General features: G+C 73.5%; 9 protein-coding genes. 8 read left to right on the forward strand and 1 reads right to left on the reverse strand.

The features are described from left to right. Positions 1-256: 256 nt before the first annotated feature. Both ACZ4WQ_RS15530 and ACZ4WQ_RS15535 read left to right on the forward strand, forming a co-directional pair. Positions 257-1,633 (forward strand): tetratricopeptide repeat protein, encoded by a 1,377-nt coding sequence (locus ACZ4WQ_RS15530; RefSeq protein ID WP_311725176.1) that lies wholly within the window; start codon positions 257-259, stop codon positions 1,631-1,633. 58 nt (positions 1,634-1,691) lie between these two features. Next, entirely contained in the window at positions 1,692-3,275 is a 1,584-nt protein-coding gene (locus ACZ4WQ_RS15535; protein WP_398376763.1) for an urease accessory protein UreH domain-containing protein, read from the forward strand. A gap of 94 nt (positions 3,276-3,369) precedes the next feature. Here ACZ4WQ_RS15535 and ACZ4WQ_RS15540 read toward each other — a convergent pair whose 3' ends face one another. Further along, positions 3,370-4,182 (reverse strand): SGNH/GDSL hydrolase family protein, encoded by an 813-nt coding sequence (locus ACZ4WQ_RS15540; RefSeq protein WP_311725174.1) that lies wholly within the window; start codon positions 4,180-4,182, stop codon positions 3,370-3,372. A 427-nt stretch (positions 4,183-4,609) separates the two neighbouring features. Between ACZ4WQ_RS15540 and ACZ4WQ_RS15545 the strand changes: the two genes are divergently transcribed. The 6 genes from ACZ4WQ_RS15545 to ACZ4WQ_RS15570 all read left to right on the forward strand — a co-directional run bounded on the left by ACZ4WQ_RS15545 (position 4,610) and on the right by ACZ4WQ_RS15570 (position 12,634). Beyond that, positions 4,610-4,960, forward strand: a complete 351-nt coding sequence (locus tag ACZ4WQ_RS15545; RefSeq protein ID WP_398376761.1) for a hypothetical protein — start codon at positions 4,610-4,612, stop codon at positions 4,958-4,960. Positions 4,961-5,035: 75 nt separating this feature from the next. Further along, a complete protein-coding gene (locus tag ACZ4WQ_RS15550; RefSeq protein WP_398376833.1) occupies positions 5,036-6,067 on the forward strand; it encodes a GNAT family N-acetyltransferase in 1,032 nt (343 codons plus the stop codon). Positions 6,068-6,450: 383 nt separating this feature from the next. Beyond that, positions 6,451-7,284 carry a glycosyltransferase family 2 protein gene (locus ACZ4WQ_RS15555; protein ID WP_385349251.1) on the forward strand — a complete coding sequence of 278 codons (834 nt, stop codon included), beginning with the start codon at positions 6,451-6,453 and terminating at the stop codon, positions 7,282-7,284. A 41-nt stretch (positions 7,285-7,325) separates the two neighbouring features. Next, a complete protein-coding gene (locus tag ACZ4WQ_RS15560) occupies positions 7,326-8,384 on the forward strand; it encodes a glycosyltransferase family 2 protein (RefSeq protein WP_398376832.1) in 1,059 nt (352 codons plus the stop codon). Positions 8,385-8,490: 106 nt separating this feature from the next. Then, a complete protein-coding gene (locus ACZ4WQ_RS15565) occupies positions 8,491-9,288 on the forward strand; it encodes a polysaccharide deacetylase family protein (protein ID WP_398376760.1) in 798 nt (265 codons plus the stop codon). A gap of 4 nt (positions 9,289-9,292) precedes the next feature. Next, positions 9,293-12,634 carry a lipopolysaccharide biosynthesis protein gene (locus tag ACZ4WQ_RS15570; RefSeq protein WP_468022228.1) on the forward strand — a complete coding sequence of 1,114 codons (3,342 nt, stop codon included), beginning with the start codon at positions 9,293-9,295 and terminating at the stop codon, positions 12,632-12,634. The last annotated feature ends 12 nt before the right edge of the window (positions 12,635-12,646 follow it).

Raw genomic sequence — 12,646 nt, forward strand, 5'->3', positions numbered from 1 at the left:
CTCTGTGACACCAGAGCCCGAACCCCCGAACACCCCCGAAAGCCCCTGAATCACTCCCGCAAGCCCCTGCAAGCCCCTCGCAAGCCCCTGAAGCCGCGTCCCTCGTGCACCCGAAAGGCAGCCCGCAATGCCTGTCCGGCACCTAAGCGACCCCGAGGAAGCAGAGGCGGGCCCCCGCGCCGCCTGGCACGGCACCTCGCCGCGTTGTCGGAGTCGCCCGAGTACGCCCAGTACGAGGGCGATCCTCCGCCTTGCGATGCACCGCACCAGACGACGTGGGAACCCACCCCTACTTCCCCGGGGCCGCTTAGTCCGCACCGCCGCCGTCGTCGTCGCCCTCGCGACGGGGATCACGGCCGCCGCGTTCGCCGTCGGCGGGTCCGACGAACGCCCCTCCGGCGTACGGACCGACGCCGTGCAGCCCGCCGGCCGGGCGGCGCTCGACCGGGTCGGCTCCAAGGACCTGGGCAAGAGCATCAGCGCGCTCCAGGCCCAGCTGCGGGCCCGGCCCAAGGACGCGGCCGGCTGGGCCACGCTCGGCGCGGCCTACGTCGAGCAGGCCCGCACCACCGGGGACCCCACCCGCTACCCCCAGGCGCAGAAGGCCCTCGCGCGCTCCCTGACGGCCCAGCCGCGCGACAACGACCTGGCCCTCGCCGGGCGCGCCGCGCTCGCCGCCGCGCGCCACGACTTCCCGGACGCGCTGCGCGACGCCGACCGGGCGCTGAAGGTCAACGCCTACAGCGAGCGGGCACTGGCCGTCCGGGTGGACGCGCTCGTCGAACTCGGCCGGTACGACGACGCGTACGCCGCCGCCAGGCGCGCCGACTCGCTGCGCCCCGGCATCCCCGCCTTCACCCGCCTCGCCTATGTCCTTGAGCTGCGCGGCGATCCGGCCGGCGCCCGCAGCGTGCTGCTGCGCGCCCGCAAGTCGGCGACCGCGCCCGGGGACGTGGCGTATGTGGCCACGGCGCTGGGGCAGCTGGCCTGGAGCCAGGGCCAGTACCCCCGGGCGCGCGGCCACTTCGCCGACGCGCTGCGCGCCGAGCCCGGCCATCTCCCCGCCCTGGAGGGCCGCGGCCGCACCTTCGCCGCGGTCGGCGACCTCGACGCGGCCGTCCGCGACCTGGAAGAGGTCGTACGGCGCTACCCGCTGCCCGCCGAGCTGGCCGCCCTCGGCGAGGTGTACGAGGCGCGCGGCGACCGCGAGCGGGCCCGGGAGCAGTACGCCGTGGCCGCCACCTGGATCGACCTGGCGCGGGCCAACGGTGTGGCGACGGACCTCGACAGCGCGCTGATCGCCGCGGACCACGGCGACCGCGCCGAGGCGCTGCGGGCGGCCCGCGCGGAGTGGGGCCGCCGCCACAGCGTGCACAGCGCCGACGCGCTGGCCTGGGCGCTGCACCGGGCCGGCCGTGACCGCGAGGCGCTCCGCTATGCCAAGTCCGCCGCCGCGCCCGGGTATCGCAACGCCTCGTTCCTCTACCACCGGGGGGTGATCGAGAAGTCCCTCGGCGACACCGCGTCCGCCCGCCGCCATCTCTCCGCGGCCCTCGACCTCAACCCGGCCTTCTCCCCCACGGGCGCCCGCGCCGCGAAGGCGGCGCTGAAGGGGCTGGGCGAGGCGCGATGACCGGCCGGCAGCCCCCGCTCCCGTACCGCACCGTTCGTACCGCAGGAGGTATCCGTCCATGAACCGGCTGATCCGGCGTGTCCGCCGCATCGGCGCCGCCGCGTCCGTGCTCTTCGGGGCGGCCGCCATCGTGGTGCTGCCCGCCGGGGCCGCCGCCGCGCATCCGCTGGGGAACTTCACCGTCAACCGCTACGACGGGCTGGTCGTCACGCCGGACGAGCTGCGGGTCGACCATGTGGAGGACCTCGCCGAGATCCCGGCCGCGCAGGCGAAGCCGCGGATCGACCAGGACGGCGACGACGAGCTCTCGCGCCCCGAACTGGACGCCTGGGCCGACCGCCGCTGCGCCGGCGCGGCGCGGGACGCGCGGCTGACGGTGCGCGGGGAGGCGGTGTCCGTACGGAGCGAGGGCGCGAAGGCGCGCTCGCGGGCGGGGCAGGCCGGTCTGCCGACGCTGCGCGTGGAGTGCCGGCTGACCGCCGCGCTGCCGCACGACGGGCGCGCCTCGCTCTCGTACCGCCCGGCGGACATCGGCACGGGGCCCGGCTGGCGGGAGATCACCGCTCAGGGCGACCGGATGACGCTGGCGGCGTCCGACGTCCCCACGTCCTCCGCCTCCCGGCGGCTGACCAGCTACCCGCAGGACCAGCTCTCCTCGCCGCCCGACGAGCGGACCGCCGCGCTGCGCACCACGCCGGGCGGGCCCGCGCTCGCCGACGCGCGATCCGACCGGGACGAGCAGTCCGAGGCGCCCGGAGGCTCCATACTGCCGCGCGGCGTGGACCGCTGGACGCAGGCGCTGACCGGGCTGGTGGCGCGGCACGACATCACGCCCTTCTTCGCCGTGTCCGCCTTCGGCATCGCCATGCTGCTCGGCGCGATGCACGCGCTGGCCCCGGGCCACGGCAAGACGCTGATGGCGGCGGCCGCGGCGGCGGGCGGGCGCAGCGCGATGCGCGATGTGCTGGCCCTGGGCGCGTCGGTGACGATCACCCACACGCTCGGGGTCTTCGCCCTGGGGCTGTTGGTCACGGCGGGCTCGGCGGCCGCCCCGTCGGTGATCGCGTGGCTGGGCGTCGCGAGCGGGGTGCTCGTGACGCTGGCGGGGGCGGGGCTGCTGCGCAAGGCGCTGCGACAGCGCGGCGCCGCACACCATCACCACCCTCACGGCCACGGGCACGAGCACGGGCATGACCACGGCCATGAGCACGATCACGACCACAAGCACGAGCACGAGCACGTCCACTCGCACGGCGGCTTCACCCACTCCCACCCCCTGCCCTCGGGCCGCCCCACCCTGCGCGGCACCATCCTCCTCGGCTTCGCGGGCGGGCTCGTGCCGAGCCCGTCCGCCGTGGTCGTGCTCGTGGGCGCGGCCGCGCTGGGGCAGGCGTGGTTCGGGTTTCTGCTGGTGCTGGCGTATGGGGCCGGGCTGGCGCTCACGCTCACGCTGGCCGGGATCGCGGTGGTGCGCCTGGGGCAGCGGGCCACGGCGCGGCTTGCGGCCCGGACCGGCGCCGGGGGCCGCGGCCGGCGCGTGCTGCGGCTGGTGCACCGCGCCTCGCCGGTCGGCACCGCGGCCGTGGTGCTGGCACTCGGCTGCGGGCTGGTGCTCAGAGGGGCGGCGTCCACCCTCGGCTGACGCACCTGGGCTGACGCCGCGGGAGGCCACGGACGACAACCGTCCGGGGCCTCCCGCTGTCGCGTGGTGGCGCGAAGTATGGTCGAACGGCCGATCAGATTCCGTCAGCCGTGTTCAGGACGGGCAGGTAGCCGCCGGACTGCCCCGCGGCGGTCGGGTGGTACGACTCGTCGATGGGCCAGGTGACGCTGTGCAGCCACTCGCTCCCGGAGCAGATCTCGTGCCCGGAGAACGGGGTGGCCACATCGCCGAAGGCGAAGCCGTAGGCGGAGGCGCGTCCCTTGGTGACGGAGTTCAGGTAGTCGGAGGCGTTGTTGATCGCGGTGCGCTCGGCCTCGGTGAGCCCCGCGATGCAGTCACCGTTGAGCTTGTAGAAGCGCGGGTAGCCGAGGACGACGACCTTGGCGGACGGCGCCTTGGAGCGGATGGAGCTGTAAACCTGGTCCAGCTTGCCGGGCAGGGTGTTCTGCACGTAGGTGCGGGCGTTGGCGACCGCGGTGAGGCAGTTACTCTCGCCGGGCAGCACACAGGTGGTCATGACGTCGGCGAAGCCGGCGTCGTTGCCGCCGATGCTGATGCTCACCAGGCCGGTGCTGGAGCTCAGCGGGCCGAGCTGGTTGTTGAGAACGTCGCCGGTCTTGGCGCCGGAGCAGGCCGTGAAGTTGAAGCTTGAGGGGGCGTGCGCGGCGGCCCAGAGCGCGGGGTAGGCCTTGGTGCTGCGCTTGCAGCTGCCGCTGGCGGAGTCGTAGCTGCCGGAGCCGACGCCGGATGAGTAGGAGTCACCGAGCGCCACGTAGGCGGGCCCTGCGGCGCTCTCCGCGGCCTGGGCCGCGCCCGCGCCGGTGAAGGCGAGCACGACACCGACGGCGAAGGCACAGGCGGTGGCCGTGAGTCTGGACAGTTTCATTCAGTCTCCCTTAGCAGGATTGCTGCCGATGCTGGTGCGGCACGACGGCCCCGAAAGGGGCAATCATGTTCGAAACCGTCTGTCACGCCGCTCCGTTCACTGCCCTCGGCGTGACATGGCTATGTCATCCCGCCGAAACACGGGGTCTATGCGTGTAGTTAGGAAAATATTCCGGTCGAGGCGATGAACTTCGCGCACAGCGGCGCCGCACGCCGGTCGCACACCACCGCGCACGCCGTTGAACAAACCAACCCGAAGTGTCAACCCACGCCCATAAACGCCCCGTTCGCACAACTGCCGCATCTTGACGGGCCTCCTCCGCCTGCGCCAGATTGAGGCCCGGCATCCGGCGCATCAGGGGGCAAAGTCGCCAATGCAGACCATCAGTGACAAGAGCCCGGCGGGCGCCCGGTTCCCACTCGTGCTCATGGGGGTCGCAGTCGGCGCCGGCGGAGTCGGTGCCGCGCTCACGCTCGCGGGTGTCGACGCGCCGCCGCGCGCACCGCTCACACTCTTCTTCCTGGTCATGGCGCCCGCATCGGCCCTGGCCCACGCGCTGCGCGGCCTGGACGGGGCGGCCCGGGCGGTGCTGGCGGGCGCGGGCGCGCTCGCGCTCGACCTGTTGGTCGCGCAGACGATGCTCGCCCTGCACCTGTGGTCGGTACGCGTGGGCGTGTCGGCGGTCGGCGCGACAAGCCTTCTGCTCTTCCTGTCGGCGCGACTGGCTCACGCGCGGCGCCGCCGCCGTCGCCTGCGCACGACGAGTAGTCAGGGATGACACGTGGACATAGGTGACATCGGCGTGTACCGCCCCGGCGAGCTGACGGCCGCCGACCGGGCGGCCTGGACGGCCATGCAGGCGCAGGCGCATCTCCTGGGCGCGCCCGAACTGGCGAACCCCTTTCTCTCTGCGGAGTTCACGCTGGCCGTCGGCCGCTGTAGACGCGGGGTACGGATCGCGGTGGTGCGCGAAGAAGGCGAGCCCGTGGCCTTCTTCCCCTTCCAGCGGACCCGGCTCGGCGTGGGGCGGGCGATCGGCCTGGGCCTGTCCGACTCACAGGGCCTGATGCACCGGCCCGGGTTCCAGTGGGACGCGCGCGAGCTGCTCCAGGCCTGCGGGCTCGCGGTCTGGGAGTTCGATCACCTGGTGGAGGGGCAGAAGCCCTTCGAGGTGGGGGCCCGGGGCTCCTTCCCCTCCCCGGTGATCGACGTGGAGCAGGGCTTCGAGGCGTATCTGGCCCAGCTCCGCGCGCGCTCGCCGAAGTTCACCCGCACCACGCTCGCCAAGGAGCGCAAGCTGGGCCGGGACGTCGGCGACGTGCGGTACGTCCACGACGAGCGCGACCCGGCGGTGCTCCGCACGCTGATCGGCTGGAAGTCGGCGCAGTACCGCCGGACGGGGCGCAGCGACCGCTTCGCCCACGCCCGGATCACCCGCCTGGTGGAGCAGCTGTTCCATACCCGCGGCTCCTCGTGCGCCGGGCTGCTCTCGGTGCTCTACTGCGGCGGGCGGCCGGTGGCCGGGCACTTCGGGCTCCGCTCGGAGCGGGTGCTGGCCTGCTGGTTCCCGGCGTACGACACGGCGTTCGCGAAATTCTCGCCCGGTCTGGTGCTGCATCTGCGGATGGCCGAGGGGGCGGCCGCGCAGGGGCTGGCCTATCTGGATCTCGGGCGCGGCGAGAAGGAATACAAGGACTCCCTCAAAACACGCGATCTCAGTGTGTCCGAGGGGTGGGTGACGCGCCGCCACCCGGTGGCGCTCGGGCATCGCGTGCGGCGTGCTCCGATTCGGGCGCTGCGCAATAAGGTGCTTTCGAGGCCGGAGCTCTACGGGCCGGCCGACCGACTGCTCAGGCGTTTGGGCAGTATACGGGCAAAGAATTGACGAACAGACTTCCAAGAGGGGGTGTCGGGTGATTTCCCTTGCCATAGAGTAATCGGTGTCAATACCGTCGTCACCGTCGTCATAACACCCGCATCGGATCCATCACCATGGCGGCTCCAGGGGAGGGCTCGAACGTCGCGATGGATTCCGGAGCGGGATCGCGGTAGGGGGGTGCCGCGCCCGGCCGTCCTGTGCAATTGCGCTCTTGCGCTGCTCAGACATGCCGCGACGCGGGCCGCGAGGCAAGTAACGCCAGCCAGCTCGCTCGGCCTTGTTCGGTGGTCAATACCGTCATGGGCGGGTGAGAACCCCCCTTTCGAACCGGATAACCCTACGGACCGCCCGGGGGCGGACGGTCCACCGGACGAGAGGGAAACAATTCCATGAGCTCCTCTGTGCGCCCGGACGCGCCGGAAAGCGAATCCATTTCAGCGGGATCGACGACCTCCGGGCCGCACCGGTATCGCCCGGTGTCCTCTCATCTCGCGATCGCGCCGCCCGTGAGCGTCGTGATCCCGGCCATGAACGAGGCCGAGAATCTCCCGTACGTTTTCAGGACAATGCCCTCCTGGATCCATGAAGTCGTGCTTGTGGACGGGAATTCCACGGACGACACGGTCCGGGTGGCGCACGAGCTGTGGCCGGGGGTGAAGGTCGTACCGCAGCGCGGCAAGGGCAAGGGCGACGCGCTCATCACCGGATTCGCCGCCTGCACCGGCGACATCGTGGTGATGGTCGACGCGGACGGCTCGGCCGACGGCGGCGAGATCGTCAGCTATGTGTCCGCACTGGTCTCCGGAGCCGACTTCGCGAAGGGGTCGCGATTCGCCAACGGCGGCGGCACGGACGACATGACGCCCATCCGCAAGCTCGGCAACCGCGCGCTGACCTCGCTGGTCAACCGCAAGTTCGGCGCCCGCTACACCGATCTGTGCTACGGCTACAACGCCTTCTGGCGCCGCTGCCTGGACGAGATCGCGCTCGACTGCGCCGGGTTCGAGGTCGAGACGCTGATGAACATCCGGGTGGTCAAGGCCGGCCTGCGGGTCCAGGAGATCCCCAGCCACGAGTACCGGCGCATCCACGGCGTCAGCAATCTGCGGGCCGTCCGCGACGGGCTGCGCGTGCTGCGGGTGATCCTGCGCGAGCGGGGCGCCAAGCGGCACCGCCGCCACCCCGCGCTGGCGCCCGCGGCGGTCAGGGGAGAGCTGTCGTGACGGATCTCCCCGCTCGCCCCTCGCCGCTGCCGCGGCCCCGGATGTCCGTGGTGATCTGCGCATACACCGAGGACCGCTGGGACGACATCCTCGCGGCGGTGGACTCGGTGCGCGGCCAGTCGCTGCCCGCCCACGAGACGCTTCTCGTGGTCGACCACAACCCGGCCCTGCTGCGCCGCCTGACCGCCCATTACGGCGACGGCCCGGGTGCGGCGGGCCGGGAGGACGTGCGGGTGCTCGCCAACGCGGGCCCCCGTGGCCTGTCCGCGGGCCGCAACACCGGCGTCGCGGCCTCCACCGGCGAGGTCATCGCGTTTCTCGACGACGACGCGGTCGCCGAGCGCGACTGGCTGCACCACTTCGCCGCCGCGTACGCCGACCCACGGGTGCTCGCGGTCGGCGGGCGGACCGTCCCGGTGTGGGCCTCCCGCCGCCGCCCGCCCTGGTTCCCCGAGGAGTTCGACTGGGTCGTCGGCTGTACGTACCGGGGGCTCCCGCCCGGCCGGGTCCGGGTGCGCAATGTCCTCGGCGGCAACGCGTCCTTCCGCCGCGAGGCCTTCGAGGTGACCGGCGGCTTCGCGACCGGCATCGGGCGGGACGGCGACAGGCGGCCGCTGGGCTGCGAGGAGACCGAGCTGTGCATCCGGCTGAGCCGCGCCCGGCCCGACGCGGTGCTGCTCATCGACGACCGGGCCGTCATCCACCACAAGGTGCCGCCCGCCCGCGAGCGGTTCGCCTACTTCCGCGCCCGCGCCTACGCCGAGGGCCTCTCCAAGGCCCTCGTCGCCCGCAGCGTGGGCGCCCAGGCGGGCCTGTCCGCCGAGCGCCGCTACGCCGCCCGCGTGCTGCCGGCCGGCATCGCGCGCGGCCTGCGCGACGCCCTCCTCGGCCGGCCGGGCGGCGCGGGCCGGGCCGGCGCGATCGTGGCCGGCGTCGCGGCCGCGGCGAGCGGCTACGCCGTGGGTACCTCCCGCGCCCGCGGAACCGGCGGCGCGCGGTGTGCGGTGGCGGCGCTCCCCGAGGCGGCGCGGCCGCCGGAGCCGCCGCGGGAGAAGACGGCCGGAGGGCCGCCCACCCGGACACCCGAGGGGGCGGCATGACCGGCAGATCCGACGCCCTCGCGCAGCGCCGCACGGTCCACGTGACCGCACCGGCACACCCGCGCGCGACCCGCGCCCGCGCGGGAGGCCGGGCATGAGTGGGCGGGTGCCGATACTGATGTACCACGCCGTGGCATACGCACCCGCGCGCGCGACACGCGCGCTGTCCGTCTCGCCGCCCGCGTTCGCCGCGCAGATGGATCTGCTCGGCGCGCGCGGGTTCACGCCGGTCACCTGTGAGCGGCTGGCCGCAGCCTGGCGGGGCGGGGCGGCGCTGCCGGAGCGGCCCGTGCTGATCACGTTCGACGACGGCTATGAGGGCGTGCACCGGTACGCCCTCCCCTCGCTGGCCTCGCACGGCTTCCCGGCCACGCTGTTCGCCACGACCGGCTGGCTGCGCGGCCCGTACGACACGGGCCGCGCGCTCGACCTGATGCTCGACTGGGACCAGCTGCACGCCCTCGCGGCCGCCGGTCTCGAGATCGGCGGGCACAGCCACACCCACCCCCAGCTCGACCAGCTGGACGACGAGCGGCTGTGGTTCGAGGTGCTGCGCTGCCGGGAGATCCTCACCGACGAGCTCGGCCGCCCGCCGGTGTCCTTCGCCTATCCGTACGGCTATTCCAGCCGCCGGGTGCGCCGCACGGTGCGCGCGGCCGGGTTCGGCGTGGGGCTCGCGGTGGGGAACGATCTCGCCGCGCGCGGTCAGGGCCCGTACGCCCTGCGGCGGGTGACGATCGGCCGCGCCACGCGCATCGCGGAATTCGAGCGGCTGGTCACCGGGCAGGCGGTCGGCCGGCACTTCGCCCGGGACCGGGCGCTCACCAAGGGGTACGCCCTGATCCGCAGATCACGCCGGCTGTCACGACAGCTGTCACGACAGGCATGGGGGAAGGTGCGCTGAGCCCGTGTCCGACACGACCACCCGGGCCGAGATGTCCACCGATCGCCACAGCGACGACCGCGGCCGGCTGTTCCGCAACGCCTACGCGCTGATGCTGAACACCGGCATCTCGGCGGTCCTCGGCCTCGGCTTCTGGCTGGCCGCGGCCCGCTACTACTCGGGGGACGCGGTCGGCCAGGGCTCGGCGGCCATCGCCGCGATGAAGCTCCTCGCGGGGCTCGCGGCGGTGACCCTCACCGGGGCGCTGGCCCGCTTCGTCCCGGTCGCCGGGCGGACGACCGGGCGGCTGGTGTTCCGTACGTACGCGGGCAGCTCGGTGGTCGTAGCAATAGCCGCGGGGGTCTTCCTGCTCACCCTCGATACGTGGGGTCCCTCGTACCGCTTTCTGCACGGGCCCCTCCACGGCCTCGGCTTCATCGCGGCGGTGGTCGCCTGGTCGCTGCTGACCTTGCAGGACGGGGTGCTGACCGGGCTGCGCAGCGCGCTCTGGGTGCCGGTGGGCAACACGGTGTTCTCGGCGGCGAAGCTGCTGCTGCTCGTCGCTCTGGCCGCGGCGATCCCGACCACCGGGGTGTTCGTGTCCTGGGTCGCCTCGATCGCGGTGTCCGTGGTGCCGCTGGGCTGGCTGGTGTTCCGGCGGCTCGTACCGCGCCACGTCGAGGCGACGCGGGGGACGGCACGGCCCGCGGCCTACCGGGAGATGGGGCGCTTCCTCGCCGGGGACTGCACGGGGTCGCTGTTCTCGCTGGCCGTGGTCTACGCGGTGCCGGTGATCGTCGCCTCGCAGGTGAGCGCGGCCGACAACGCGTACTTCTACGTCGCCACCACCATCGGCGGCACCACGAACCTGCTCGCCGTCAACATGGGCGCGTCACTGACCGTCGAGGGCTCGCACGACCCGGCCAGGCTGGCGGAGAACTGCCGCGCGGCGCTGCGCCGGATGGCGCGCATCATGATCCCGGTCTGTCTCGTCCTCTTCGTCTTCGCCCCGCGGATCCTCGGAGTGTTCGGGGACGGATACGCGCAGGAGGCGGCGCCGCTGCTGCGGTGGTTCGCGGTGGGGGCGGCGCTGCGGGTCGTCATCGAGGTGTACTTCGCGGTGCTGCGCGCGCAGAGCCGCACCGCGGGGCTCGCCTATCTCCAGGGCCTGCTGTGTGTGCTGGTGCTGGGACTGACCCTGGTGCTGCTGCCGCGCATGGGGCTGACGGGGGCGGGGGTCGCCGAGATCTCCAGCCTGTCGGTGATCGCGGCCATCGCCGCGGTCAAGCTGCGCGGGGTGCTCAGGGCGCGGCCCGCGGCGGGCCACACCGCTTCCGCCCCGGAACGACCAGACGGGGCGGGACGCGGGCGCGGACGCGGGCGCGGGGTGACCCTGGCGCTGTGGCTGACGCTGGCCGTGGCGCTCGCGCTGTACTGGCTGCCGGTGAGCCGAATGAGCGAGGCCGATCTGGACGGCATGGGCGGCCTCGGGCTCATCTCCGTGCTGCCGCCCGCCACGCTGCTCGGGGCGGCGCTGCTGGTGGTCGCGTTCGTCGCCGCGCTGTGCCCGGCGCGGCCGCGGCGCGCGGTGCTGGCGGTGGCGCTGGTGGCCACGGTGGTGTCGCTGCACGCCGTGCCCGCCGTGGTCGAGGGCGAGCCGCGGTTCGCGACCGCGTGGCAGCACCTCGGGTTCCTGGACTACATCGGCCGGACCGGCGAGGCGGTACCCGACCTGGACGCGCGGTGGAGCTGGCCCGGGTTCTTCGCGGGGGTGGAGTTCCTCGCGCGGGCCGGTGGCGTCGAGGACTTCATGGAGGTGCTGCGCTGGTGGCCGACGGCCGTTCAGCTCCTCTACCTCGCGCCGATGATGCTGCTGGTGCGGTCCCTGCGCGCGACCTGGCGCGCCAAGTGGACGGCGGCCTGGCTGTTCGCGCTGTGCGGGTGGGTGGGCCAGGACTACTTCTCGCCACAGGGCTTCACCTACCTCTTCTACCTGGTCTTCGTCGCCGTCCTGCTGGTGTGGTTCCGGGAGCCGCGCGTGCTGCGCGGCAGACGGTGGCCGGGCGAGGCCGAGGTGGCCGACGCCTCGCGCGGACAGCGCACGGCGCTGCTCGGCCTGCTGCTCGCGCTGTTCACGGCGTCCGTGGCGGCCCATCAGCTGACGCCGTTCATGATGCTGGGCGTGGTGACGGCGCTGGTGCTGGTGCGGCGCTCCGATCTCTACGGGCTGCCGCTGCTGGGCGGGGTGATGGTCGCGGTGTGGGTCGGGTTCCTGGCCGAGCCGTACTGGTCGGGCCACTTCGACGAGCTGTTCGGCGGGGTCGGCGGGGTGGGCGGCAATGTGTCCTCGTCCGTCTCGGGCCGTATCGAGGGCGGCAGCAGCGTGCACAAGCTGGTGCTCTACACCCGGGTGGCGCTGGCCGGCGGGGTGCTGGCCTTCGCCTGCTGGGGGGTGCTGCGGCGGCGCTCGGCCGGGTTCGCGGAGCGGTCGCTGCCGGTGCTGACCTTCGTGCCGTTCCTCGGCTTTGGCATGCAGTCGTACGGCGGCGAGATGGCGCTGCGCGTGTTCATGTTCGCGCTGCCGGGCGCGTGCGCGCTCGGGGCGCTGTCGCTGTTCCCGCGCGTCGTGTCGGCCCGCCGGGGCCTGGGCCCGGTCGCCGCCCTGATGGCGGGGCTCGTGCTGATGTTCGGCTTCCTGGTGGCCCGCTGGGGCAATGAGCCCTTCGAGCGGGTGCGGCCGGGCGAGGTCGCGGCGATGGAGTACGTCTACGGCCACGACCGGCCGACCGCGCGGGTGCTGTGGCTGAGCGACGACACCGTCAACAACGTCACCCCGGCCATGCCGTGGGGGTACCGCGACATGGAGCGGGTCGGCTACCAGCCGACGCTCGCGCCGCGCGACCCCGTCCTCGTCGACGGCCTGGTCGAGGGGTTGCGCGAGGCGGGGCCGAACTCGTACCTCATGGTGGGCCGGGGCCAGTCCGTCTATCTGCGGCTGGACTCGGGCTACTCGGCCACCTGGGAGCGGCGCCTGCTGCGCTCCCTGAACCTGCGGCCCGAACTGCGCCGGGTGGTGTCGAACGACGACGCGGTGCTGTACGAGCTGAAGCGCCGGCCGCCGGGCCCGGTCCCGCGCCCCGCACCGGGCCCAGCCGGACCGCTCATCACCTGGACCCCGTGGTCCGTGCTCGGCGCGCTCTCGGCCGCCGCGCTGATCGCCCTGCTGACGGCGCGCGAGGTGGTGCGGGTCGCGGTCCGGCCGAGTGTGCGGCGGCTGCGGTGGCTCCAGGGCTCGTTCTGGTTCTCGCTGCCGCTGCTCGCCGTGCTGCTGGCGTCGCTCGGGCAGCGCTTCTGGACGATGTCCTAGCCGTCTTGGCCG

This window comes from Streptomyces sp. NPDC028305, assembly GCF_055569495.1.